A 24,769-nucleotide genomic window follows, 5' to 3' on the forward strand; every position below is an offset into this window, starting at 1 on the left:
CACGACCCGAACCGTGGGACTGGGGTTTCGTGTTTCCACCGAACGGAGGAGCGCCCTGGGGCCGGTCAGAAGACCGGGCGCCAGGAGCTGCCCACGCCCTTCTCCGCCTCGAAGGCGGGTCTGGCCGTCACCGTGTCGTAGATGATGTGCAGCGCCGTGACGCGCCCGTCGTCGGCCAGTTCGAGGACGTCGACGCACTCGAAGTTCGCCGGCTGCCCCGAGGGCAGGGTCCAGTCGAAGCGGAACCAGATGGTCACCAGCGGGGCTCCGGTGACGGTCCTGCCCTGCGTCGTGCCGAGCAGCAGCAGTTTGGCGCGGCCCGTGTCGGCGAACAGCGCGGGGTAGAACTCCGCCGCGGGCATGGGGCCGTACAGGGGGGAGTGGACGATCCCTCCCTCCTGGTACAGGCCGAGCACGGCGTCGAGGTCGCCGCGTTCGAGCCCGTCAAGGTAGGCGTGAGCGAGTTCTTCCGGGGTCACGGTCTTTCACCTTCTCTGAGATCGTCGCTGTTCGGGGTCGTGAGGCGTTCGAGGATGTCGAGGTCGAGCTCCATGGCGCTGGTTCCCGGCGGCAGGTCCATGGCGCCGACCGTGTCGGGACTCAGCTGCCCGGCGTGGCCGAGCACGGTGGGACCCGCGAGCAGCGCGACACAGCGTCCGGGCAGCCACGGCGGAGGACCTCCCTCCCGGGTGGTCAGCCGCAGGCCGTCTCCTGAGGCGCCCGCGACCGTGCGGGCCGCGTCGATCAGCTCAGCCCAGCGGGGTTCTCCCGCCAGCGCGGCCGCCAGGTGGTACGGCTGCGCGGGGACGAGGTCCCGCAGCGCCCGCAGGTCGGCCTCGCCGGGCCGGGCCCCGGTGGGCACGCTGGGCGCCCGGGCCATGAGGACCGGGGAGGTGAAGACCGTGCCCTGCTCGAACAGGCCGAGGTTCGTCCGGCCGCGTGCGACGTCCCGGCGCAACGCGCCCAGCAGGCCGGGCAGCAGCGTGGTGCGCAGCTCGGGTTCGTCGGCGTCGAGCGGGTTGACGAGCGTGAGGGTGCGTCTGCGCGGGTCGTCGGCGGCCAGGCCGAGGGCGTCCCAGGCGGCGGTTCCGACGAAGGGGGAGGTCACGGTCTCGACGTATCCGGCCGAGGCCAGCGCCCTCCCGGCCGCCCGCCTGACGGTTCCGGGGCGGGGCGGACCGGGCGGCTCCTCGGGCAGCGGCGTCTCACCGAGGGCGCGGATGTCGTCGAGGCCGTGTTTGAGCATCAACGTGCGCTCCACCCCCACGCCGAAGGCGAATCCGCCGTACTCGGCCGGGTCGACACCGCAGGTCGCCAGCACCCTGGGGTGGACCATCCCGCAGCCGCCCCACTCGACCCATCCCGCTCCCGAGCAGGTACGGCACGCCCGTTCGGGAACGCCGCGGCAGACGGCGCACACCACGTCGATCTCGGCGGACGGCTCGGTGTAGGCGAACCAGTGGGGCCGCAGCCTGGTCACCACGCCGTGGCCGAACACCGCCGACGCGAAGTGGTCGAGCGTGCCCGCCAGGTCGGCCATGGTCAGGCCGCGGTCCACGACCAGCCCCTCGACCTGGGTGAAGACCGGGCTGTGGGTGGCGTCGGGCGGGTCGGGGCGGAAGACACGCCCGGTGCAGATCATCCGGATCGGCGGAGGGGAGGAGAGCATGCGCCTGATCTGCACCGGGGAGGTGTGTCCCCGCAGCACCAGGCCACAGCCGCGTCCGTTGTCCGACGGGTCGGCGACGTAGAAGGTGTGGTCCCGGTCGCGGGCGAAGTGGCCCTTGTCCATGTTGAGGGCGTCGAAGGCGAACCACTCGGCCTCCACCTCGGGCCCGTCGGCGACGCGGTAGCCCAGGTCGGCGAAGACGTCCACGATCCGTTCGGACATCACGGTCACCGGATGTCGGGCGCCGGGCGGGGCGCAGGAGGCGTACGGCGGGGCTGTACCGGTGTGGGGGGCGGGAACACGCCCCCCGGTCGCGGCTATCATCATCCGTCCTTCAGGGTCCAGGCGGCGATGCGCTCGTGGACCAGGTCCATCTGGTCCCACGCCCGCCTGCAGGTCTCGGCGAGCGCGGGAAAGGCCGAGGGGGGCAGGGCCGTCAGGTGGGCCCTGCCGACGTTCCTGTGGTCGTCGTCCGCCTGGGCGTGCAGGGCGAAGTAGCCGCCCTCCTCCTGGAAGATCTCCGAGGTGGTGAGACCGAACAGGTGGCCGCTCGACTCGACGACCATGTGCACGAGCACGATCCGCTGGGCCTCGTCCATCTGGTACATCTGGGCGACGAACCAGCTTCCCGCCGCTTCGAGGATCGGGTCGTAGACGTCGGTGCCCGCGTCGTACTGTTCGAGCAGCAGGCGGTCGTGACCGAGTTCCTCGCGCAGGTGCTCGCCGTACTCCGCGCGCAGGCGCTCCTCGGAGCAGGTGGCCTGGCGGGCGTGGAGCATCCGCTGGAAGTAGGTCGCCCACACATAGAGAGCGGCCAGGAAACGCGCCCGAAGCACGGGTTCCCTGGTCAGCCTGCCGCTGTCGAACAGGGTGAACAGCGCGTTGCCCCGGTGGCGCAGGAGCAGCGTCTCGTTCAGGCGTTCGAGCTCGGCCAGCGCCTCCCCGGAGCCGCCGAAGCTCGCTCTCGGCGTGCGCCCGTCCTCGTAGAGACCGGCCCCCTCGAACTGCACGGACAGACCGTGGAACTCCTCACCGGGACGGGTGCGGAAACCGTGGTCGCTCTCCGGAGGCACACACACGACGTCCCCCTCGGACAGTTCGCGTTCGTCGGAGCCGAGCAGCAGCACCGAGCCGCTGCAGACCAGGATCATGGACTTGGTCGGGTGCCGGTGCACGGCCAGGCTCTCCCCGTCGCGCAGCCGTACCCAGGCGAAGGACGGTCTGCCCGCCTCGGGCAGGAAAGCGGCCAGGGCGTCGTTGCGGCGGAAATCGCGTTGCTGGCCGAGCTGGTGGATGTCGCCGTCGATCCTGACCGAGGTGATGGCGCGGATGTCGTGGCGGGCGACGGTCGTCACGGACAGCGCCGTGGTCGTCTCGGTGCTCATGCCTGGAGTCCTCTCCCCCGGATCGCGGCGATCCCGCCGCGCGCCATGCGGAACGTCGTTTTCCTCACACCGACCGAGGGCTCCTGCGCCGTACCGGCGGTCCCCTTGAGTACGGCGAGCAGCCGGGTGTTGTCCATGGGCCGTCCCACGGAGACGCGCACGTGCCCAGGCCAGCCCATCGGCTCGGGCAGCGTGTCGAAGCCGGCCCGCCAGAGTTCGTCGGCGAGGGCGTGTTCCCCCTCGACCGTGACGAAGCCCGCCTCGGCGAAGACACGCCCGACTCCCGGGCATCCGGCGAGCCCGGCCGCCAGCCGGTCGCGCTCCCCGGTGAACGCCGCGATCCGTTCGCGCAGCCGCGTCGGCCGTGACAGCTCGGCGACGGCCCGCGCCGCCACCGGTCCCGGCAGGGCGTACGGAAGCCGCGTCTTGCGCAGCGCCGTGAGCAGGTCGGGATGGGCGAACACGGCGCCGAGACGCAGAGCCGCGAGGCCGAGCGCCTTGGACATCGACCGCACGACCACGAGGTTGGGGTGCTCGGGGATCAGGTGCCGGTACGACACACGCCCAGAGCACTCGACGTAGGCCTCGTCGATCACGACCAGGCCGTGGAAGGACCCAAGGAGCGCCAGGACGTCCCGTCGGTCCAGGCAGGTGCCGGTCGGGTTGCCCGGGTCGCACAGGATGACGCCCTTGACCGGGAGTGCGGCGAGCCGCTCGACGTCGAGCCGGTCGAGCCGCTCTCCCCGTAACGGGACGGGCAGGCGAGCGATCCGGTAGACCGTGGCCAGTTCGTCGAAGAGCGCGAAACTGGGCGGGGTCACGGCGACCGCGTCCGAGGCGGGTTCGAAGAACGTCCTGAAGACCAGGTCGAGGCCGTCGGCCGCGCCTCGTGTGATCAGGACGCTTTCCGGCCCCCACCGCCACCTGGGGCGGGTGAGGCCGTCGGGCACGGGCTCGACGACGTCGAGCGCGCGGGTGTAGGCGGCGACCAGGTCGTCGTTCCCGTTGTCGGGATAGTGGCGGTGCGGTCCGCCGAAGGGATTCTCGTTGTCTCTCAGATTGACCAGGTCGTGGCGTTCCCGGCGGGGCGCCGTGGGGAACGTCGGTCGCATCGACCGGATCACTTCACGTGCGAGACCTCCGGCCATGTCTCACCTCCTGCGGAGAAAGCCGGATGGAGGACCCTGGAGACCGATCGGTCGTATGCCTGGGAATCTCCGGCTGGCTCCGCGCTGTCGCGGTGAGTCGGCGGGAGGCCGGCGAGGGGACGACCGATCCGCTGCGCAGGATTGGGGTCAGCTCACGCTGGAAAGCTGAACCGGGTGTGCGTGTGGGAGTCTTTCGTGGTGCGTACGGTGCTCGGAAAAGGCGTTCAGGGGGGCGTTTCCGGGGGCACGGTGCTCATGGGCCGTGCCGTGAGCGGGCGGACGACGTGACCGTGTGACGCATTGAACCTCACCTCATCGCTACATTATGAAGCTCATTGGCTACTTTAAGTTATTAGGTCGTGAATGGAGAGTCAATAGCCCGCAAGGGCAGGAGCGAATGCTTTGCCATATCGCCGATGCACCACCGAATTTCATCTATTCAGGCGGCGTATTAGTGGATAAATCCACTTGAAGTGGTAAATGTCCGGCGACTATGGCGGAAGGTCGGGCGGGGGGCCGTCACGGCCCCCACGGCCCTCGATGAGGAGAAACGGGAGAAATCAGCCGAGATATCCGGCGAATTCCTCCAGGGAGATGAGGCCGTCGCCGTCCCGGTCGATCCTGGCCACGGCCTCGGCCGCCCCCTGAGGGGTGAGCGGCTGACCGAGCACCTCCATCAGCCGTGCGAGCTCGGGCGCCGAGATGAGGCCGTCGCCGTCCACATCGATGATCCTGAACGTCGTCGCGTAGTCTTCCGCCACGGTGTGTCTGCCTTCCAGAGGTCGGGGGGAACCGGATTCCCAGCACATTAGCGGCCCGTCCCCTCCCCGAGGAGGGGCCCGCCGAACCTCGGCGCGGGCCCCGCCCCGGGCGTCCTGAGAAGGCTCAGAGGACCGCTCCCGACCCCTCCCTCGTACGGCTCCGCGTGGTCTTGGGGCGCGGCGGCGCCGCCTTGCCACGCCGCTCGAACTCGATCGCCAGCGGCGCCGCGACCAGCGCGGAGGACAGCGTGCCGACGACGATGCCGATCAGCAGCGCGACCGCGAAGTCGGTCAGCGAGTCACCCCCGAGCACGGCCAGCGCGCCGAGGATGAACAGCGCGCCGAGACCCGTGTTCACCGTACGGGGCACGGTCTGCAGGATGGCGGTGTTGACCACCTCGGCGAACGGCGCCTTGCGCCGCGCCCCCCACAGCTCGCGGACCCGGTCGAAGACCACGACCTTGTCGTTGACCGAGTAACCGATCACGGTGAGCATCGAGGCCAGGAAGACCCCGTCGATCGGCTTGCCCAGCCAGGCGAACGCGCCGATCACGGCCGCGGCGTCCACGACCAGGGCGAGCACCGTCGCCAGACCGAACGTCCAGCGGAACCGGAAGGCCAGATAGGCCAGCTGCGCGGCGAGCGCGACACCGAGCGCGATCATGGCGTTCCTGCGCAGCTCCTCGCCCAGGCTGGGGCCGATGAGCTCGTCACGCTGCTTGGTGACCGTACCGCCCCCGCCCTCCAGCGCCGTCTCGATACGCGCCTGCTCGGCCTCGCCGATCCGGCCGGTCCGCACCGAGACGCCCTCGTCCGAGGACTGCACGACCGCGTTCGGGAACCCGGCCTCGGAGACCAGTTCGCGGGCGGCGTCGGCGCTCAGCGGCTTGGTCGTGGAGTACTCCATCAGCCTGCCGCCGGTGAACTCGACGCCGAAGTCCAGCCCCCTGACCGTGATCCCGCCGATCGCCGCGACCATCAGCGCCGCGGTGACCAGGAAGTACGGCATTCGCCTGCGCATCAGGGCGGGCTGACGCTCGGTCAGCCACCTGCGGACCCGGCCGACGTCCGCCAGACCGGTCAGCTTGGGCCGCCTGGCGACCGGGGGCAGGTTCACCGCCCACTGGGCCAGCACCCGGGTGACGACCATCGCGGTGAACAGCGAGGCCACGACGCCGATGACCAGCGTGACGCCGAAGCCCCGCACCGGCCCCGAGGCCAGGAAGAACAGCAGGCCGGCGGCCAGCAGCGTCGTGATGTTGGAGTCGGCGACCGCGCTCCACGCGTTGCGGAAGCCCTTGTCGAGCGCGGGCCGCAGCCGGGGCTTGACGGCGTACTCCTCCCTGGCGCGCTCGAAGACCAGTACGTTCGCGTCGACGGCCATGCCGATCGCGAGCACGAAACCCGCCAGACCGGGCAGGGTGAGCGTGGCGCCGAGCGCGACCAGCGCGGCGTAGGAGATCAACGCGTAGCAGAGCAGGGCGATGGTGGCGATCGCCCCCGCCAGACGGTAGGTCACCACGATGAACAGCGCGGTGAGCAGCACGCCGATGACGGCGGCCTGGGCGCTGGCCAGGATGGCCGCGGCGCCGAGCGTCGGGCCGACGGTCCGCTGTTCGACGATCTCGACGGGCACGGGCAGCGAACCGCCCTTGATCAGCGCGGCCAGGTCCTGCGCCTCCTCGACGCTGAAGGAGCCGGTGATCTGCGTCGAACCGCCCGTCAGTCCGACCCGGCAGCCGACGCCCTCGTTGACCTGCGGAGAGATGAGGACCTTGTCGTCGAGCACGATGGCGACCCTGCGCTTGGGGTCGCCGGGGGCGTTGCAGGCGGCCTCGCCGGTCAGCTTCGCCCACTCCTCGCCGCCCTTGTCGCGGAAGTCCAGCGTGACGAACCAGCCGCCGCCGCTCTGCGGGTCCGTCCCCGCCTCGGCGCCGCTGACGCCGTCCCCGGTGAGCCTGGCGGGGCCGACGAGCAGCTTGGCGCCGTCCTCGTCGGGGATGACGAGCCGGCCCTTGCCGGGAGTCGTCTTCTCGTCCGCCATGCCCTCGACGGCGTGGAAGGTCAGCTGCGCGGTCTTGCCGATGACCTCGGCGGCCCTGGCCGGGTCCTGCACACCGGGCAGTTCGACGATGATGCGCCGCTCGCCGGAACGCGACAGCGGGGCGTCCGCGACACCGAGCGCGTCGGCCCTGCGCCGCAGCACCTCAAGGGTGCGGTCGGTGGCCTCGGCGTCGGCCTTGGCGGTCGGGGAGTCCCTGGTCTCCAGCACGATCTGGGTACCGCCGCGCAGGTCGAGACCGAGGCGTGGCGTCATGGTGAACGCCACGAAGAGTGAGATGGCGATGACGGCGAGCGCCGTCACCGCGCGCACCACGGGGGCACGCGACATGGAAGCCTCCACAGGCTTGGAAGAAGTCCTTGGGTTACGGCCCGCGGGTGCGCCGGAGCGCCGTTGAGGCATGACCAGGGCATGAGCAAAGGCACTGGTCAGGGCGCTGGCAGGGCATCCGCGGGCGCGCCGGGACGTTCGCGGGTACGGCGAAGCCCGGAAAGGTGTTCCGGGACGTCCCAGGCGGTTCGACCGTCAGGGAACGGGCCGGACGGCGCCGTCACTCCGGACGTGCCGGGGTGCTTCGCCGTCCTGAACGTCCCGGACGGTGTCGTCCGCCCGGCGTGTGGCCGGGCGGTCAGGTGGCGCTCAGGCGCCTGTGGAGGTGGCCGGAGGGGCTCTGGCGGGGCCGGTCCCCGGTGCCGGGGATGGGAAGGGAGCCTCGCCCGTGGCGCGGGGTCGTGGCCCGGTCGGCAGCAGGGCGGGTGTGAAGTCCGCCTGCGGGACGACGGCCGGGTGACCGCCGCTTCCCGCCGGTCCGGCCAGGATCGAGAGCAGGGCGGAGGTGAGGGTCCCCGGGAGGTGCGGGCGCTCTCCCGCCGACGACTCCTGGGAGAGCGGGCGCCGCTCCGCGATGATCGCGAAGTGCCGGGGGGCGGCGGCCGTACCGGTGAGCGAAGCCGGGGAGGGGAAGGCGCCGGGGCCGGCCGCGACGAGCAGCGGGAACAGCAGGCTGAGCAGCCACCCGAAGGGCGCGCCGTGCCTGAGCTGCCGCATGGTCCCCTCCACAGTCCGGCCTCCACCGTAGCCGTACCGGCGCCATAAGGGGAACGATCACTACTTAATACCCCCATAAACGGGTAAAGCCCGGGTAGTGCGGGCGCATGCGACTGACCCACACTGCTGATCTGTGGTGGAAGAACGCCGTCGTCTACTGCCTCGACGTCGAGACGTACAAGGACGGCAACGGCGACGGCGTCGGAGACTTCAGGGGACTCACCCAGCAGATCGACCATCTCGACCGTCTCGGGGTGACGTGCATCTGGCTGATGCCCTTCTTCCCCACCCCCGGCCGTGACGACGGCTACGACATCACCGACTTCTACTCGGTCGACCCCCGCCTGGGCACCCTCGGCGACTTCGTGGAGTTCATGCGGACCGCCAGGGACCGGGGTATCCGGGTGATCGCCGACCTGGTGGTCAACCACACCTCCGACGAGCACCCGTGGTTCCGGGAGTCCAGGTCGGGCCGGGACTCGCCGAAGCGCGACTGGTACGTCTGGCGGGACGAGCCAGGACCTTTCGACCCGAAGGCGATCGTCTTCCCCGACAAGGAGGACAGCATCTGGGAACTCGACGAGGGGAGTGGCCAGTACTACCTGCACAGCTTCTACCGCTTCCAGCCCGACCTGAACGTGGGCAACCCCGAGGTCCGCGACGAGATCGCCCGCATCCTCGGCTTCTGGATGGAGCTGGGCCTCTCCGGCTTCCGGGTCGACGCGGTGCCGTTCCTGATCGAGGGGGCCGGCGGCGACCCGCACTCCTTCCTGGCGGACCTGCGCGCCTTCATGAACCGCCGCGACGGCGGCGCGATCCTGCTGGGCGAGGTCAACCTGCCCTACCCGGACCTGATGGCCTACTTCGGTGACGGCAACGGCAACGAGGTCACCATGTGCTTCGACTTCATCGGGATGCAGCGTCTGCACCTGTCGATGGCCCGGGGCCGTCCCGCCGCCCTGGCCGAGGCCCTGCGCGAACGGCCCGCCCCGCCGAAGGACTGCCAGTGGGCCACCTTCATCCGCAACCACGACGAACTGACCCTGGACAAGCTCACCGACGCCGAGCGTCAGGAGGTCTTCGACGCCTTCGCCCCCGAGAAGGACATGCAGGTCTTCGGCCGGGGGGGTACGGCGGCGCCTGCCACCGATGCTCGACGGCGACCGGCGGCGGCTCGCGCTGGCCTACAGCGTGCTGTTCTCCCTGCCCGGCACGCCGGTGCTCTTCTACGGTGAGGAGATCGGCCTCGGTGAGAACCCGGAGGGGGAGGGCCGGATGGCGGTCAGGGTCCCCATGCAGTGGACGGCCTCGGGAGGGTTCTCACCCGTCGCCGAGCGGACCCCCGTCTCCACCCCGGCCGGGCCGTACGGCCCGCGTGAGGTCAACGTCGAGGCCCAGCGCCGCGACCCCGACTCGCTGCTGCGCTGGATCACCCTGCTGATCGAGCGTTACCGGGAGTCTCCGGAGCTGGCCTGGGGCGCCTACCGGGTCCTGGAGACGGCGGACGAGGCGGTGCTGGTCCACCGGGCCGACGCCGAGGGCGGCACCGTGGTCGCCGTCCACAACTTCGCCGACCGCGAGGCGAGGGCCGAGTTCGTCCTGGACGGCCTGGACGAGGGGCAGATGCTGACCGACCTGCTGGTCGACGGCACGCTCGACCTGCCCCCCGACGGGAGGGTGAGCTTCACGCTTGAGCCGTACGGCACGCGCTGGCTGCGTGTGTCGGCGCCCGACGAGCCCCTTGAGGACGCCTCGGCCAAGGGGAGCTGACCGCTGCGGGAGGTGGCCGTCGTGGGCCGGGTGCGGGGCCACCCGTGGGACCGCATATGCTTCGCATGGCCAGATTTATGGATTTAGTGGGACTTAAAGGGAGAAATTGACCGTGTACAAGGAGTTCGCCGTCGAAGCCGTGGTGTGGCTGATCCCCGTCGTCGTCCTGCTGGGCCTGGCCTTCATGATCACTGCCTGACCGTCGATCTCCCCGGCGGCCCGGTGCCCGTTCCGCATATCAGCTTTTATGACCGTAAGTTCGGTAAAGCCGCTGAATGGCCACTGGATTCGCCTGAATCGGATCACCGGCGGGGTCGTCGTGACCCCTCCGCACCTCTCCCCGCTCGTCGTGCCGCCGGCCATGACGGCGGCGGTCCTGGCCGGGCGCCGGGCGCCCACGGGGAGCCGAGGACGACCTCGGCTCCCGGCCAGGACGCTCAACCACGCCACGGCCAGGCGGGGACGCCTCAGCGTTCGGCCAGGACGATCACCGAGTCACCCTCCCCGAGGGTGACCGGGCGGGACTTGTCGGGGTTGAGGACGACGCCGAAGTGCGGCGCCTCGTTCGCCCGCTCCGCCAGCCGGTAGCCGATCGCCGTCTCACCCCGGCGTCTGGCCGACTCGATCACCGTGGCGAAGCCGACCGGCGTGTCCTTACGGACGTACCGGGTCGCCGGGCGCGGGTAGATCTCCGACCCCCTGGAGTCGAAGAGGTAGCCGAACACCTCCGCCAGGTGCCGGTTCTCGGCGAGCTGGGCGAGCAGCAGGCCGATGACCGTGTCGCTGATCACGATGTCGTCGGCCTCGGTGACCTCGGCCAGGCTCCGGTTGTTCTCGTCGTGCATCTCGCTGACGATCGAGTACCGCTCGCCGAGCGCGGTCTGCATGTCCCTCAGCTGCAACAGCGTCATCAGGGTGCGGGTGTCGGCGTGCTCGGCGGGGTAGCGGTCGTCGGAGAGCACGATCACGTGCTGGTAGACGCCCAGGCCCAGCGATTCGAGCGCGTAGCGGTCGGTGGTCTCGCACTCCTTGGCGTTGACCGTCAGGTTGGCCAGCCCCTCGAAGGGGATCGCGGCGTCCGGATGGTCGGAGGCGATGTCCAGCGCGGAACCGGGTGCCACGTAGCCGTCGAGGTAGTGGACGACCTGGCGGCCCCTGCCGTTCCAGTTGAGCACGAGCGTCCGCTCGGGGCCGGGCCTGACGTGCGGGGCCTCGACGATCGCCTCCTCGTCGGCCTCGGCGCCGCCCTCGGCGAGGTGGATCAGCGAGTCGTCCTGGGCGATCACGATGACCTCGTCCCGCGCGGTGATCACCGTGTCCGCCGGCGGGTTCAGCATGACGCCGCCGGGGCCCCGCAGCCCGATGACCGTGGCCGTCCGGTAGGCCGGGAGCGCCTGGCCGTACGTCAGGCCGGTGAGGTCGGGGTCGGAGCGCAGGTAGATCTCTCCGGCGTCGAAGTTGAGCAGGTCCATGCAGACGACCGACATGCCCGACTGCCTCGACGACTGCACGATGAGCCGGGAGGCGGTGTCGTCGGAGTCAACCAGGTGGACGTCGGGGCCGCCCGCGAGCCGGGCGGCGGCCATGTTCGCGGTGCGGGCGATCGCGGCGACCACGGGAGGGTGGTCGCCCGCCCGCTTGGCCAGCGCGAGCAGCGTCTTGATGACGTGCGCGTCCGGGTCGTCGCCCTGAGGGGACAGGACGACCACCGAGCGGGCGGCGTCGAGGTTCATCAGGTCGAGGTCGGTGGGCTCGGTCGGCCGCCCGGTCCTGCAGACCAGCTTGGTCCTGCCGAGGTCCCCCACGTGACGGCGGATCTCGTCCTCCATCCGGGACTTGTCCCGGTCGGCGAGGACCGTGATGACCGACCCCCTGCCGCTCGCGTGCGCCTGGATCAGCTCGGTGACGATCGTGAAGACCTGCTCGGACCAGCCGAGGACCACGATGTGGCCGTTCTCGATGATCCGGGATCTGCCCTCACGCAGCTGCTCGAACTTGGTCTTGAGCCCGTTGGAGAGCACGCCGACCAGGGCGCTGACGATGAACAGGCCACCCATGGAGGCGATGAACATCAGGGCGACGAACAGGATGCTTCCGGTGTCGCTGGCGACCTTGCCGGGACTCAGCGTGCGCATCAGCGAGACCCACAGCATGCCGGGCAGACCGCTGTTGCGCGCGGCGTCCTTGGGGGTCAGCCACAGGCTGAGCAGGCTGACCAGCACGATCAGCCCCAGCGAGATGAGGGCCAGCCAGCCGATCAACGCCACCGTGCCCCGCGACATGGTGTTGTCGAACCAGTACCGTAACCGCTCCCGGACCGTCGGCCTTGACACGGACCCCTCCCCGTAGGTGAACACCGGACCAACAATCGCACAAAAGTTGCATGTCGCTCTGGTGTTCGCAAATTCATGAAATATAGCGCGTTTTCCGTGTTTCTCGTGCCGTGCCGGGGCGGGGCCGGAGCTTTACGGCCGCCGGGCCGGCAGCACGACGATCCGCCGCAGGTCGACGTGCCGGGGACGGCTCGTCGCGCAGGCGATCAGGCCGGCGCCGTCCTCGGCCGAGAGCGCGCCGACGGCCTCGAACGTCCGGCCGAGCCGGCCGTCGAGGATCGGCTCCGGGCCGCCGGTGTGCACGACCGTGCCGGGCTCGGAGCCGGTGGGTGAACTCGCCCTGACCACGCGGGGCGCGTCCCTCAGCCGGTCGTGAGCTTCGTCCACGGCCCCGGGGGATGGTCGTCCCTGGGCAGCCACAGCGAGGGCTGCAGGTCACGCAGCCGGGGCGTCGCCTGGGTGTCCCAGGGGAACAGGCCCGCCCTGTCCGGCCAGACGACCTCCATGAAGGACAGCGGGGGCCTGCGGTAGAAACGCAGCGCCACACCGAACAGCGAGCGGTACCAGCTGTGGTCGACCGTACGCGTGACGACCGGGTAGTTCCTGATGACGTCGTCCCGCTCCTGGCCGTCCGCCATCAGGTGACCGGCCGCGACCCGGTCGGCGAGGGTGTTCAGGCAGCGGCGCATCACCTCGACGTCCAGCCCGAACATGGCCGCCTCCGGCGACCTGAAGGTGTGCCACAGCCCGACGGTGAACGCCCACCCGGGGCCGTCCTCGTCCTCGGGGACCATGACCACGGCCCACCCGTCACGCTCGACCCTCCGTACGGTGCCGCGGTCGAACTCGTCGAGTTCCTCGTCGTGCGCGGCGCAGAGCGGACATTGGCAGATGAGCCGGTCGAACATGCCTCTGAGCGTAGTGGTCAGGTGGTCTGCCGCATTTGAGGGGCTTGCCAAGGTTGCGTGTGGGGGTGTCCCGGCCTCGCGAAACTGTCGGTGGCGGCCCCTAATCTGTCGGAGCAGGGTTCCCGCCGGGCCCCGCTGGACGACCTGAAGGGCCCACCCGTGACGACCCACAACGACACCCTCACCGGTGAGCGCGCCGACCTGCTGGAGACGCTGAGCGCGCACCGGGCCTTCCTGCGGGGCACGGTCGCCGGTCTCACCGACGAGCAGGCCGCGACGCGCACCACCGTGAGCGAGCTGTGCCTGGGCGGGCTCATCAAGCACGTGGCGAACGTCGAGGCCCGCTGGATGCGCTTCGCGACCGGTGACCCCGAGGCGATGACGATGAACGAGACCGACTGGACCGGCCAGTTCCGCATGCTCGACGGCGAGACGCTCGAAAGCCTGCTCGCCGCCTACGAGGAGGTCGCCCGCACGACCGACGAGCTGGTCGCGACACTCGACCTGGACGTCTCGTATCCCCTGCCGCAGGCCCCGTGGTTCCCGCCGAACGCGCGCAGGTCGGTGCGCCGGGTCCTGCTCCACCTCATCGCCGAGACCTCCCAGCACGCGGGTCACGCCGACATCATCCGCGAGTCCCTCGACGGCGCCAAGAGCATGGGCTGACCCCCCGCGGGTCCCGTGCCCGGGCGCTTTCGGCGGCGGTCCACCTGCCCGGTGGGCCGCCCGGCTCAGTCTGAGGGCACACCTTCACCGCACGGCACGCCGCCCTCCGGGCCCTTCGGAGCCGCCCCCTGCGGGGCCCCGGCCTCGGCCGCCTCGAAGAGGCCCACGAGGGTCCGCAGCCCCTCCAGGATCTCGGCTCCGGTCGGCGCCTGCTCCGGGTCGGCCAGCCACTGCATCATCACGCCGGACAGCAGGGCCAGCTGCACCGAGCCGAGGGTGCGCGTCGTGCCCTCCTGGAGCGTGTCCTCCTCCACTCCCAGCAAGATCGAGGCCAGCCCCCGGCGGCCCTCCCGCTGGCCGTCGGCGAGATACCTCCGCAGCTCCGGTGAGTGCTCGGCCTGCACCAGCGCCTCGACGCTGGCCGCCCACAGTTTCCTGTGGGTGCCGAACGACTTCGACAGCCGTGTCCACAGGGCCTCGTACCGCTCCTCGGGGGTCGCGGTGAGGTCGTCGTAGACGGCGGAGGCCGTCTGCCCGGTCTCCAGGCCCCACTCGTCGATCGCCTGGATGAGCGCCGCGTTCAGCAGCGCCTCCCGCGAGCCGAAGTGGTAGCCGATGGCCGCCATGCTCACCCCGGCCGCCGCCGCGATGTCGCGCACGGTCGTTCGCGCCCACCCCTTCTCCTCCAGGCAGCGCCTCGCCCCGGCGAGCAGGTCCTCGCGATTTCCCATAGCGGGATGCTACTCGCCCTGTTCACGGCGCCACGCTCTCTTGCGCAAATGCCTTAGGCATACGCATTGCGCAAATGCCCAAATCGCCGGTACCTTCATGACAGGCGAGAGAGCGGGCCGTACCGGCACCCGCTCGCGAAGCCGTACGGAAGCCGAGTTGAGGAGAGAACCATGAACCATGTCATCGCGCCGACGGTGGCCCCGGTGCGGGCGGAGCTGGACATCGCGGGCCGCCGCCTGTCCTACGTCGACTTCGGCGGGCCGGGGCGTCCGCTGCTCGCCCTGCACGGGCACCTGTCGGAGGGAACGAGCTTCGCCGCCATCGCCGCCGGGCTGGCCCCCGAGTGGCGGGTCATCGCACCCGACCAGCGGGGACACGGCGAGTCCGACCGGGCCGCCGACTACTCCCGCGAGGGCTACCTCGTCGACATCCTCGCCCTGCTCGACCACCTCGGCCTCGACCGGGTGGCGGTGATGGGCCACTCGCTGGGCGGCATCAACGCCTACCACCTTGCCGCCCGTCACCCCGAGCGGGTCACCGCCCTCGTCAACGCGGACGCGCCGGTCGTCCTCGGCATCGACGGGGAGCCCAACCCGCTGGCGTTCCTGGAGAGCCTGCCTTACCAGGCGCCCACCCGTGAGGCGCTGGTCGAGGCGCTCGGCGAGGCCGCCCCCTACTTCACCGAGACCCTGCGGGAGAACCCCGACGGCACCTGGCGCCTGCCCTTCCACCCCCAGGACATGCTCGCCTCCGAGGAGCTCAACCGGGGTGACCACTGGGCCGCCTGGCTCGCCACCACCTGCCCCGCCCTCGTTGTCCGGGGCACGAAGGGCAGCGTCATCCCCGCCGACCAGGTCCAGGCCATGATCGACCGCCGTCCGAACACCCGCCTCGCCGAACTGGCCACCGACCACTTCGTCTACGCCGGCGACCCCGAGGGCTTCACCGCGGCCGTCCGTGAGTTCCTCGGCTCCCTGGCCTAGGGTCCCGGGGTCAGCCCTCCGAGGCGTTCGGCCTTCGAGCGCAGGTAGCGCTGCTCGGGGATGCTGGCCGTGTGCCGGGCGGCCAGGAGGTACTCCTCGTGGGCCGCGCGCGGGTCGTCGGCCATCTCCAGCAGGTGGGCGCGCACCGCGCGGAAACGATGGTGCCTGGCCATCCGGTCGTCGCCCTCCAACTCCTCAAGGAGCAGCAGACCGGCCCTCGGTCCCTCGGTCATGGCGACGGCGACGGCCCGGTTGAGCGTGACCATCGGGTTGGGCGTGAGCCGTTCGAGGATCTTGTAGAGGATCGCGATCTGCGTCCAGTCGGTGTCCTCGGGGTCGGCCGCCTCGGCGTGCACGGCCGCGATGGCGGCCTGGAGCTGGTACGGGCCCAGACCGGAGCGCGACATGGCCCCGGTGACCAGTGCCGTGCCCTCCGCGATCGCGGCGGCGTCCCAGCGAGACCTGTCCTGTTCGGCCAGGGGAATCAACGCGCCGTCGGCACCGGTCCTCGCGGGTCGCCGCGCCTCGGTCAGCAGCATGAGCGCCAGCAGCCCGGCCACCTCACCGTCGTCGGGAAGCCGCCGCAGCACCGCGCGCGTCAGCCGTACGGCCTCGCGGGTCAGGTCGGTCCGGTGCAGGTCGGGGCCGCAGGTGGCGGTGTAACCCTCGTTGAAGATCAGATAGAGCACCTGGAGGACCACGCGCAGCCGTTCGGCCCGCTCGTGCTCCGGCGGCTCCTCGAAACGCGCGCCCGCAGCCCTGATGCGCTGCTTGGCCCGGCTGATGCGGGGCGCCATGGTCGCCTCGGGGACGAGAAAGGCACGGGCGATCTCCGCGGCGGTGAGCCCGCCGACCGCGCGCAGGGTCAGCGCCACCTGGGAGCCCGGCGTCAGCGCGGGGTGGCAGCACAGGAACAGCAGGGTCAGGGTGTCGTCCCGGTCACCCCACGAGTGCTCGTCGGGCCCCGGCACGACCTCGGGGAGCTGCGCCGCGACGGTGGCCTCGCGGCGGCGCCTGGCCTGCTCGGCGCGGAGCAGGTCGACCAGGCGGCGGGAGGCGACGGTCGTCATCCACCCGCGCGGGTTGTCGGGGACCCCTTCGACCGGCCACTGCTGCGCCGCGGCCAGCAGCGCCTCCTGGACGGCGTCCTCGCAGAGCCCGAAGTCGTCGTACCTGCGGGCGAGCGTGCCGAGAACCTGCGGCGCGAGCGAGCGCAGCAAGTCCTCGAATCCGTTCGCGGCTGTCATGCCCCTCCGCTCACCTCAGGGCTGTCCGGCCTCCAGTGTCACACCGGGCTTCCCGCGGAGAACATGATGGGCCGGACCTCGATGCCGATGCCGGGTACGGAGGCGTCCGGGATCATCGCGGCCAGTTCGAACGCGCGCTCCCTGCTCTCGCAGTCGATCATGTAGAAGCCCGCGAGGTACTCCTTGGTCTCCAGGTAGGGGCCGTCGGAGACCACCGGGACACCGCCGTTCACCCGGACGACGGCGCTGGTCGAGGGACCTTCGAGCACCTGGTGACCGACCAGCTCGCCGGACTCCTCGACCGCTTTGATGAACGGCTGGTGGCCGTTCATGATCTCCTTGCGTTCCTCCTCGGTCAGCGAGTCCCAGATCTCGGGGTTCATGTGCATGATCAGCAGGAACTTCACGGGGTTCTCCTCTCGGCCCGTACCGGCTTTCCACGGTGAGGTCGGAGACGGCGTCGAATTCTTGACTCCCCGGCGCAAGATCTGAGAACCCGTTCCGACCTCTCAGTGAGAGGTAACCCTATCTGTCACCTCCTCACCAACGGGACGCATCCACGAAGAGGAGCCCAATATGTCCGTCAGTAATACGGAGGAGACCGAGCCAAAGGCGACAAGGCGCACCTGGATGGGGCTGGCGGTGCTGGCGCTGCCCACGCTGCTGGTCGCGCTGGACATGAACGTTCTGTTCCTGGCGTTGCCGAGGTTGACCGCCGAGCTGGGCGCCGACAGCGTCGAACAGCTGTGGATCACCGACGCCTACGGGTTCATGGTCGCCGGACTGGTGATCACGATGGGCACGCTCGGCGACCGGATCGGGCGGCGCAAGTTGCTGCTGACCGGGGCGGTGTTCTTCGCGATCGCCTCACTGGCCAGCGCCTACGCGCCCAACCCGACGGTGCTGATCGCGGCCAGGACGGTGCTGGGCATCGCGGGCGCGACGGTGATGCCGTCCACCCTGGCCCTGATCACCAACATGTTCCGCGACGGCCAGGAGCGTGGCAAGGCCATCGCCGTGTGGGCCACCTGCAACTTCACCGGCGCCGCGCTCGGCCCGGTGGTCGGCGGCATCCTGCTCGACCACTTCTGGTGGGGGTCGGTGTTCCTGATGGCCCTGCCGATCATGGTGGTCGTGCTCATCGCCGGGCCGCTGGTGCTGCCGGAGTTCCGCCCGCCGCAGGCCGGACGGCTCGACCTCACCAGCGTCCTGCTGTCCATGCTGGCGATCCTGCCGATCGTGTACGGGATCAAGACTCTCGCCACCGGGAACGGCACGGCCACCGTGTCCGTCGTGGCGATCCTGGTCGGCCTGGTGTTCGCGATCGTCTTCGTCCGCCGCCAGCTCCGCCTGGAGAACCCGCTGCTCGACCTGCGCCTGTTCACCCGGCGCTCGTTCGCCCTGGTCGTGCTCGCGCTCTCGCTGGCCGGGATCGTGATGGCCGGCGTCGGCCTGCTGGTCACCCAGTTCCTGCAGAGCGTGCTCGGCTACTCCCCGCTGGTCTCGGCCCTGTGGTTCGCGCCGATGGGCCTTGCGGTCGCGGTCGGCACGATGGTCACCCCGGCCTTCACCAAGTCCCTCAAGCCCAGCGTCGCCATCGCCGGTGGCCTGGCGGTCTCCACGCTCGGCGCCGCCGTACTGATCGTGGTGAACTCGACGTGGGGGCCGGTGCCGGTCGTGATCGGCATCGCGATCCTGGCGGTGGGCACCGGGCCGCTCTTCACGATCGGCACCGGGCTGGTCGTCGGTTCGGTCCCGCCCGAGCGCGCGGGCTCCGCGGCGGCCATGTCGGAGACCGCGAACTTCCTCGGTGGCGCGCTCGGCCTGGCCCTGCTCGGCACGATCGGGGCGGCCGTCTACCAGCACCAGATGACCGGGGCCGTCCCCGAAGGGGTGCCCGCGGCGGCGGCGGAAACCGCCCGCGAGACCGTCGCGGGGGCCTCCTCCGTCGCGGCGAGCCTGCCCGCCGACCAGGCCGGCGAACTGCTGCGGCAGGCACACGGCGCCTTCACCGCGGGCCTCAACGCGGCCGGTGTGCTCTCCACCGTCATCTTCGGTCTCTTCGCCGTTCTGGCCGCGGTCTTCTTCCGCAGGGCGGGCGGTGAGCAGAGCTGACCACGCCCCGAGTCCCCGGTCCGCCGTGTCGGGCGGACCGGGGCCCGGACAGCCGTCTCACACCGGCGCGCCCACCTGACCACCGCCGGGCCTGGCCCGCCGGGCGCCGCCCGCCGTACCGAACCGGCGCATGACGGGTCCCTCGAACAGACGGAACGTCAGCCACGACACCAGAAGCGTCACGGCGAACAGCAGCGCGCTGATGGCGAGGGCGACCGGGGTCGGCCACGCCTCGCCCGCGCCGAGCAGGTCGTGACCGGTGATCAGGATCAGCCGGTGCCACATGTAGAAGGCGAAGGACACCTCGCCGAGCCACACCCACACCCGCCCGGAAAGGCCGGTGCGCCTGCCGTCCCGGTCGGCGACGGCGCCGTTGGCGATGACCAGCCCGAGCGGGACGCACAACGCCGCGACGAAGGCGTAGGTCGGCGGGATCAGCGGGGTCAGCGCGTAGACGACCACGCTGAGCAGCACGGACCCGGTGTAGCCGAGGGGGATCCTCCTGCCGGTCAGCACCATCTGGGCGAGGAGGATGCCGAAGACGAAGTCCAGCATCCGCACCGGCGGGAAGTGGTAGACGAACCAGGTCTCCCACTCGGTCACCCCGAGGATCGGGTACGGCTGCTGCGCGGGCAGCAGGCCGGAGGCGAGCGGGACCAGGAAGATCACCGCCACCACGCCGACGGCCCACATCCACAGCCGTTCCGGCCTGATCCTGCGCACGAGGCCGAGCAGGAAGGGGAAGCACAGGTAGAAGAACGCCTCACAGGAGAGCGACCACGCCACCGGGTTGACGCCGGTGATGGTCCGCGCCTGCGGGAAGAACGCCTGCAGCAGGAACAGGTTGCGTACGGCGTCCGCCAGGCCGACGGCGTTTCCCACCAGCAGGGTGATGACCAGGACCGCGGCGAGGAAGGTCAGCACGTGGTTCGGATAAATCTTGAAGAAACGCCGCCGCCAGAACCTCCGCGGCGTGTCGTCGGGGCGCGCCGACCAGGTCAGCACGAATCCACTGAGCACGAAGAAGAAACCGACACCCGCTCCTCCGCCGAGGGCGAGCATTTTGAAGAGCATCGGGTGAGAGGCGCCGGAGGCGAAAATCCCCTCGACCATCACGTGCAGGGCGAAGACCATGGTTGCGGCGACGAATCGCATTCCCGTGAGTGAGGGAAGACGAGACGGAAGTCCGGTTGGGCGGGGTTCTGACAGGCTCGACGACTCGACCATGTGGCGCGACTCCAAACAGGCCCCCTCCCGTTCGGCGGGGGAGAGCCGGTGTGCGGTTGGTGCGAACTCTCCGTGCCGTTCCGACGGCCGGGCGGGGTTTTTCGAGTGCGAGGTCCGGTTACCGACGGCAGGGCTCTGAGCAGGGACTTCTCTCAGGTCTTCCAATCCGGTACGGCATGGTGACGCCTCCTCATGGCCTTCTCCGTGGCCCCTTCGCGGCCCTTTCGCGGCTCTTTCCGTGTGCGGGCGCTCGATGGCCCGGCACACCCGTCGCGGCACCCGTCCCCGATCCGGGCCGTCCGCGAGGAGCCGTCCTCACGGATATGTCGGAGCCGGGGTCGCGTTCTTGACGTCCGCCGTCGTTCTTTTCGGGCTTCACAGCATTTTCAAAGAAATCGGGCCGGAGAAGTTGTGGCACTGTCAAGGAACCGCGGTCGGTTCCGACCTTTGAGCGGGAGGAAATCTCCGCCGGGAGACCGGGGCCCGCCCCGGCCCGTCGACTTTCGGGAGAGTGACCGCCGATGACCGCCACGCAGGAAGTAACTCCAGGAAACCTCTCGTCGCTGACCGGCCTGCGCGCCGTCGGCATGCTGTTCGTCTTCGTCGCCCACGGCGCCGCGGCCTCGGTGTTCGCCGACAAGGGCGTCGCCGCCGGTTACAACACCCTCATCGACAACGGGGTCCTCGGCTTCCTCGCGGTCTCGTTCTTCTTCGTGCTCAGCGGGTTCGTGCTGACCTGGTCGGCCAGGCCGGGCGCGCGCCGCTTCTGGCGGCGGAGGCTGCTGCGCGTCTTCCCCAACCACCTGGTGGTGCTCGTCGTCTCGGCGCTCACCTTCGTCGCGGCGGGGGAGACGATCAGGCTCGTCCCGGCGGTCGCGAACGTGTTCCTGGTGCAGAACTGGTGGCCGGACGCGGACCTGATGTACTACCAGCTCAACGGCCCCACTTGGACGCTCTCCGTCGAGCTGCTCTGCTACGCGGCCTTCCCCCTGCTGTACGCGCTGGTCAACCGGATCAAGCCGGGCAGGCTGTGGTTCTGGTTGGCGGGCGTCGGGCTGCTGGCCCTGGCCATGCCGCTGCTGAGCGAACCGTTCCTGGCCGGGTACGGCCCGAGCAAGGTCTTCGGGGTCGGCTCGTGGCCCCAGCAGTGGTTCCTGTACTTCTTCCCGATCACCCGCTCGCTTGAGTTCGTGCTCGGCATGATCCTGTGCAGGATCGTCCAGACGGGCCGCTGGGTCCGCGTCCCGGTCGTGGTCTCGGCGCTCTGCGTGCTGGCCGTCTACGTCGTGCTGTACTTCCTGCCGCAGAACTTCGTCTTCGCCGCGCTTTATCCCATCCCGATGGCCCTGCTCATCGGCTCGGTGGCGACGTCGGACCTCGCGGGCCGTTCCAGGGTGATGAACAGCAGGCTGATGGTCAGGCTCGGCGACCTCTCCTTCGCGTTCTACATCGTGCACATCCCGGTGCTGTTCTCGGTGCACGCCGCGTTCGCCGGGGAGTGGGTCGGATACGCCAACCACTACACCCGGACCCAGTGGAACACCCCGACCGGGATCGCCTTCCTCGTCGGCGCCTACCTGCTGTGCGTGCTCGCGGCCTGGGTCCTGCGGACCGTGGTCGAGATCCCGGCGATGCGCCGCTGGGGCGGGAGCCGTACGCGGGGGACGTCCGGCCTGTCGCGGCCGAAGGCCCCGGGGCCGCAGCTCCAAGCGTGAACACCGTCGACCGTCACCCCTCCAGGAGAGAACCGATGACCGACGCGACCTATCCGACGCTGTCCTATCCGATGCGGCGCACCTGCCCGTTCGAACCGCCCCCCGGCTACGCCGAACTGCGCGAGCGCCCGACGATATCCAAGGTCAGGCTGCCGACCGGTGCCCTGGCCTGGGCGGTCACCCGCTACCGGGACGTCAGGGCGATGCTGGCCGACCCGAGGTTCAGCTCGGACATGCGCCACCCCGGCTTCCCCGTCCTGTACGAGCACCAGGTGCCCGCGCCGGAGTTCTCGACCTCGCTGATCGGCATGGACGCGCCGGAGCACACGATCGCCCGGCGGGCCGTGGCCGGGGAGTTCACCGTCCAGCGGCTGCGCCGGCTGCGGCCACGTGTCCAGGAGATCGTCGAGGAGCACGTCGAACGCATCCTGGAGGGGCCGCGCCCGGTCGACCTGGTGCGGGCCTTCGCCGACCCGGTCCCGCTCATGGTGATCTGCGAACTGATCGGCGTGCCGTACGCCGACCGTGACTTCTTCCTCAAGATCTCCTCGACCGTGATGAACGCGCCCTCGCCCGAGGAGGGCGGGCGTGCCATGGTCGAGTTGACGGACTATCTGGACGCGCTGGTCGGCGACAAGGAACGCGACCCGACCGACGACGTGATCGGCAGGCTGGCGGCCAGGCCGGGGGAGCCGGGCGTCCCCGGGCACAAGGACCTCGTCGGGATGGCCTTCATGCTGCTGATGGCCGGGCACGAGACCCCCGCGAACATCATCGCGCTCGGCACCCTGCTGCTGCTCGAACACCCCGACCAGCTCGCCGCGCTCCGCGCCGACCCGGCGAGGACCCCGGCGGCCGTCGAGGAACTGCTGCGGTACTTCACGATCGCCGAGATCGCCACCTCCCGGGTCGCGACCGAGGACGTCGAACTCGGCGGCGCCGTCATCAGGGCGGGGGAGGGCGCCCTGGCCCTCATCACCGGGGCCAACCGGGACCCGGACCAGTTCGCCAGGCCGGACGAGTTCGACATCGGCCGCGGCAACCACCACCACGTGGCGTTCGGCTTCGGCGGCCACCAGTGTCTCGGTCAGCACCTGGCGCGCCTGGAGCTGCAGATCGCCTTCGACACACTGTTCGCGCGGATCCCCGGCCTGCGGCTCGCCGAACCGGTCGAGGCGCTGCGCTTCAAGGACGAGGCCATCAACTACGGCGTCTTCGAGCTCCCGGTCACCTGGTGATCGCCGTCGGACCCCGGCCGCGCCGCCCGAGCAGGCGGCGCAGCGCGGTCGGGGTGTGACCAAGGTGCTCGCGGACGGTCCTGGTCAGGTGGGCCTGGTCGGCGAAGCCGAGGTCGGCGGCGAGGGCGGCGAGACCATGCGCCGTGCCCTCGCCGCTTTCCATGTTTTCTATGTGTCGCAGCACCCGGCCGACACGGACCCGGTTGCGGTATCGCGTCAGTGAGACGCCCATCTCCCGGGAGAAGACACGACTCAGCCGGTACGGCGAGGCGCCCAGGAGAGCCGCCAGCGGGCACAGCCCGGCCGCGTCGGGGTGGTCCGTGACGATCGCCTCACGGGCCGCCGCGACGAGTGCCCGGTCGGCGAGGTTGGTCGGACGGCCCTGACGGTGGCCGGTGGCCGCGGCGACCAGCCCGAGCAGCTCCTCGGTGAGCGCGTAGTCAACGTCGCCGCCGCGCGCCGCGGCGAGCAGCCGCCGGTGGGCCAGGTCGACCCGGGCGTCCACGTAGACCGTCGTGCCGGTCCACGGCCCGTCCCACAGACGCGGGGAGACGACCACGGAGGTGCACAGGTCACCGCCCGCCGGATGGGCGAACCGCTCCTCCTCACCCGGCGCCGCGAGGTAGGCCATCGTCGGGTCCAGGTCGGCCTCGACGCCGTCGGCCCACCGCCTGAACCTGCCGCGCCGTACCAGGACCAGCCGGTGTGCCCCGCCGGGATCGGGCTCCGACCAGCGGGTGTGGTGGGCGCGGCAGGTCACCGTGGACACGGCGAAGTGGGGGCGGACGGCGAGGGGCACGGCGGACAGCACGGGGGGACGTTACCCGGCGGGTGCGACAGAAACGGCCCGCAAGAATCTTCAAGACCATAACCGGCATAGGCGGGAAGCTGGTTACGTAAACGACGACCACAGGAGCCACGATGACCGCTCTCGCGGGACCGACCGCCATCATCATCGACTGCGCCGACCCCCGGGCGCTCGCCGAGTTCTACGGCAAGGCCACCAGCTGGAGGATCACCTACAGCGACGACGAGACCGCCTACCTCGGGGACGGCCCGATCCAGCTCGCCTTCCAGCGGATCGAGGACTACCGGGGCCCGGGGTGGCCCGACGCGGCCAAGCACGCCCACCTGGACTTCAGGGTCGCCGACGTGGAGGCCGCGACGAAGGAACTGCTCGCGCTCGGCGCGACGAGGCCCGGTTTCCAGCCGGGTGGGGACGGCTGGACGGTCCTGGCCGATCCCGAGGGGCACCCCTTCTGCATCAGTGCCGGCTGAGGCTCCCTCAGCCGGGGGCGGGGACGTGCGAGGCGTAGAGCGCGCGGAGCAGGTGGTTGAGCCGCTCGCGATCACGCCGGTCCAGCACGTGCAGGAAGCGGTCCTGCTCGGCCGCCGCCGTGACGGCGAGGGCGCCGAGCAGGGCGTTCCCGCCCTCGGTGAGGGCGACCGTACGGCGGCGCCGGTCGGTCTCGTGCGTCCTGCGCTCGACGAGCCCCCTGGCGGCCAGGGAGTCGAGGACCGGCACGATGTTGCGGGCGTCCACGGCGACCAGCTCGGCCAGGCGCCGCTGGCCGATGGGCCCCTGCGCGCCGAGCGTCGCGAGGACGACGTACTGGGCCTGGGTGAGGTCGTGGCCCGTCAGGAAGGCGGCCCACGACCGCGCCGCCAGCGACCCCAGCCGCGCCAGCAGGAAACCCGTGCCCCGCTCGAAGTCACTCACGCGGTCCAGCCTAGCCGATAGACATGTTTCATGTCGTTTGGTA

The 24,769-nt window shown here is 70.6% G+C and carries 24 protein-coding genes; 8 read left to right on the forward strand and 16 right to left on the reverse strand.

The window, feature by feature from the left end:
- Nucleotides 1-65: 65 nt before the first annotated feature.
- From ABZ463_RS24595 to ABZ463_RS24625, 7 genes are all read right to left on the reverse strand, one after another.
- Nucleotides 66-479: a nuclear transport factor 2 family protein gene (locus ABZ463_RS24595; protein WP_352014243.1), complete on the reverse strand. Its 414-nt coding sequence runs from the start codon at nt 477-479 to the stop codon at nt 66-68.
- A complete protein-coding gene (locus ABZ463_RS24600; protein WP_362779322.1) occupies nt 476-1,996 on the reverse strand; it encodes a hypothetical protein in 1,521 nt (506 codons plus the stop codon). The genes ABZ463_RS24595 and ABZ463_RS24600 overlap by 4 nt, the downstream gene beginning before the upstream one ends.
- Nucleotides 1,993-3,054, reverse strand: a complete 1,062-nt coding sequence (locus ABZ463_RS24605; protein WP_362779325.1) for a cupin domain-containing protein — start codon at nt 3,052-3,054, stop codon at nt 1,993-1,995. The genes ABZ463_RS24600 and ABZ463_RS24605 overlap by 4 nt, the downstream gene beginning before the upstream one ends.
- Entirely contained in the window at nt 3,051-4,166 is a 1,116-nt protein-coding gene (locus tag ABZ463_RS24610) for an aminotransferase class I/II-fold pyridoxal phosphate-dependent enzyme (RefSeq protein WP_352014240.1), read from the reverse strand. The genes ABZ463_RS24605 and ABZ463_RS24610 overlap by 4 nt, the downstream gene beginning before the upstream one ends.
- 596 nt (nt 4,167-4,762) lie before the next feature.
- Nucleotides 4,763-4,963: an EF-hand domain-containing protein gene (locus ABZ463_RS24615; protein ID WP_362779329.1), complete on the reverse strand. Its 201-nt coding sequence runs from the start codon at nt 4,961-4,963 to the stop codon at nt 4,763-4,765.
- 124 nt (nt 4,964-5,087) lie between these two features.
- On the reverse strand, nt 5,088-7,355 hold the full coding sequence (gene secD, locus ABZ463_RS24620) for a protein translocase subunit SecD (protein ID WP_362779332.1): 2,268 nt from the start codon (nt 7,353-7,355) through the stop codon (nt 5,088-5,090).
- Nucleotides 7,356-7,664: 309 nt separating this feature from the next.
- A complete protein-coding gene (locus ABZ463_RS24625) occupies nt 7,665-8,072 on the reverse strand; it encodes a hypothetical protein (protein ID WP_362779335.1) in 408 nt (135 codons plus the stop codon).
- 107 nt (nt 8,073-8,179) lie between these two features.
- Between ABZ463_RS24625 and ABZ463_RS24630 the strand changes: the two genes are divergently transcribed.
- Both ABZ463_RS24630 and ABZ463_RS24635 read left to right on the forward strand, forming a co-directional pair.
- Nucleotides 8,180-9,307 (forward strand): alpha-amylase family glycosyl hydrolase, encoded by a 1,128-nt coding sequence (locus ABZ463_RS24630; protein ID WP_362779338.1) that lies wholly within the window; start codon nt 8,180-8,182, stop codon nt 9,305-9,307.
- On the forward strand, nt 9,222-9,842 hold the full coding sequence (locus ABZ463_RS24635) for a hypothetical protein (RefSeq protein WP_362779341.1): 621 nt from the start codon (nt 9,222-9,224) through the stop codon (nt 9,840-9,842). Before ABZ463_RS24630 ends, ABZ463_RS24635 begins: the two co-directional genes overlap by 86 nt.
- Before the next feature lie 467 nt (nt 9,843-10,309).
- On the opposite strand, the gene ABZ463_RS24640 is transcribed toward ABZ463_RS24635, so the two are convergent.
- The 3 genes from ABZ463_RS24640 to ABZ463_RS24650 form a co-directional block, all read right to left on the reverse strand.
- Nucleotides 10,310-12,175 carry a potassium transporter TrkA gene (locus ABZ463_RS24640; protein WP_362779344.1) on the reverse strand — a complete coding sequence of 622 codons (1,866 nt, stop codon included), beginning with the start codon at nt 12,173-12,175 and terminating at the stop codon, nt 10,310-10,312.
- A gap of 132 nt (nt 12,176-12,307) precedes the next feature.
- A complete protein-coding gene (locus ABZ463_RS24645; protein WP_352014234.1) occupies nt 12,308-12,562 on the reverse strand; it encodes a hypothetical protein in 255 nt (84 codons plus the stop codon).
- Nucleotides 12,538-13,083 (reverse strand): DUF4262 domain-containing protein, encoded by a 546-nt coding sequence (locus ABZ463_RS24650; RefSeq protein WP_362779348.1) that lies wholly within the window; start codon nt 13,081-13,083, stop codon nt 12,538-12,540. Before ABZ463_RS24650 ends, ABZ463_RS24645 begins: the two co-directional genes overlap by 25 nt.
- Nucleotides 13,084-13,242: 159 nt before the next feature.
- On the opposite strand from ABZ463_RS24650, the gene ABZ463_RS24655 reads away from it, so the two are divergent.
- Nucleotides 13,243-13,749: a DinB family protein gene (locus ABZ463_RS24655; RefSeq protein WP_362779351.1), complete on the forward strand. Its 507-nt coding sequence runs from the start codon at nt 13,243-13,245 to the stop codon at nt 13,747-13,749.
- A 65-nt stretch (nt 13,750-13,814) separates the two neighbouring features.
- On the opposite strand, the gene ABZ463_RS24660 is transcribed toward ABZ463_RS24655, so the two are convergent.
- The gene (locus ABZ463_RS24660) at nt 13,815-14,480 is read right to left on the reverse strand and encodes a TetR/AcrR family transcriptional regulator (protein WP_362779354.1); all 666 of its coding nucleotides are present in this window, start codon (nt 14,478-14,480) and stop codon (nt 13,815-13,817) included.
- A 171-nt stretch (nt 14,481-14,651) separates the two neighbouring features.
- Here ABZ463_RS24660 and ABZ463_RS24665 point away from each other — a divergent pair, with 171 nt between their 5' ends.
- On the forward strand, nt 14,652-15,464 hold the full coding sequence (locus ABZ463_RS24665; RefSeq protein WP_362779356.1) for an alpha/beta hydrolase: 813 nt from the start codon (nt 14,652-14,654) through the stop codon (nt 15,462-15,464).
- On the opposite strand, the gene ABZ463_RS24670 is transcribed toward ABZ463_RS24665, so the two are convergent.
- Together ABZ463_RS24670 and ABZ463_RS24675 are read right to left on the reverse strand one after the other, a co-directional pair.
- On the reverse strand, nt 15,461-16,711 hold the full coding sequence (locus ABZ463_RS24670) for a DUF6596 domain-containing protein (RefSeq protein ID WP_352014229.1): 1,251 nt from the start codon (nt 16,709-16,711) through the stop codon (nt 15,461-15,463). The genes ABZ463_RS24665 and ABZ463_RS24670 overlap by 4 nt on opposite strands.
- Nucleotides 16,712-16,749: 38 nt before the next feature.
- The gene (locus ABZ463_RS24675; RefSeq protein ID WP_352014228.1) at nt 16,750-17,118 is read right to left on the reverse strand and encodes a YciI family protein; all 369 of its coding nucleotides are present in this window, start codon (nt 17,116-17,118) and stop codon (nt 16,750-16,752) included.
- Between the two features lie 169 nt (nt 17,119-17,287).
- Between ABZ463_RS24675 and ABZ463_RS24680 the strand changes: the two genes are divergently transcribed.
- Nucleotides 17,288-18,826: an MFS transporter gene (locus ABZ463_RS24680; protein WP_362779360.1), complete on the forward strand. Its 1,539-nt coding sequence runs from the start codon at nt 17,288-17,290 to the stop codon at nt 18,824-18,826.
- Nucleotides 18,827-18,883: 57 nt separating this feature from the next.
- Here ABZ463_RS24680 and ABZ463_RS24685 read toward each other — a convergent pair whose 3' ends face one another.
- Complete coding sequence (locus ABZ463_RS24685) at nt 18,884-19,981, reverse strand: acyltransferase (protein WP_362779363.1); 1,098 nt, start codon at nt 19,979-19,981, stop codon at nt 18,884-18,886.
- A 593-nt stretch (nt 19,982-20,574) separates the two neighbouring features.
- Between ABZ463_RS24685 and ABZ463_RS24690 the strand changes: the two genes are divergently transcribed.
- Together ABZ463_RS24690 and ABZ463_RS24695 are read left to right on the forward strand one after the other, a co-directional pair.
- The gene (locus ABZ463_RS24690; protein ID WP_362779366.1) at nt 20,575-21,768 is read left to right on the forward strand and encodes an acyltransferase; all 1,194 of its coding nucleotides are present in this window, start codon (nt 20,575-20,577) and stop codon (nt 21,766-21,768) included.
- 35 nt (nt 21,769-21,803) lie between these two features.
- Complete coding sequence (locus tag ABZ463_RS24695; RefSeq protein WP_362779369.1) at nt 21,804-23,006, forward strand: cytochrome P450; 1,203 nt, start codon at nt 21,804-21,806, stop codon at nt 23,004-23,006.
- On the opposite strand, the gene ABZ463_RS24700 is transcribed toward ABZ463_RS24695, so the two are convergent.
- A complete protein-coding gene (locus ABZ463_RS24700) occupies nt 22,996-23,817 on the reverse strand; it encodes a helix-turn-helix domain-containing protein (protein WP_362779372.1) in 822 nt (273 codons plus the stop codon). The two genes, ABZ463_RS24695 and ABZ463_RS24700, sit on opposite strands and share 11 nt — an antisense overlap.
- A gap of 110 nt (nt 23,818-23,927) precedes the next feature.
- Between ABZ463_RS24700 and ABZ463_RS24705 the strand changes: the two genes are divergently transcribed.
- A complete protein-coding gene (locus ABZ463_RS24705; protein WP_362779376.1) occupies nt 23,928-24,284 on the forward strand; it encodes a VOC family protein in 357 nt (118 codons plus the stop codon).
- 7 nt (nt 24,285-24,291) lie between these two features.
- On the opposite strand, the gene ABZ463_RS24710 is transcribed toward ABZ463_RS24705, so the two are convergent.
- Complete coding sequence (locus ABZ463_RS24710; RefSeq protein WP_362779378.1) at nt 24,292-24,726, reverse strand: MarR family transcriptional regulator; 435 nt, start codon at nt 24,724-24,726, stop codon at nt 24,292-24,294.
- Between the last annotated feature and the right edge of the window lie 43 nt (nt 24,727-24,769).

Origin of the sequence: Streptosporangium sp. NPDC020145 (assembly GCF_040631275.1) — a bacterium.
GTDB lineage: Bacteria > Actinomycetota > Actinomycetes > Streptosporangiales > Streptosporangiaceae > Streptosporangium.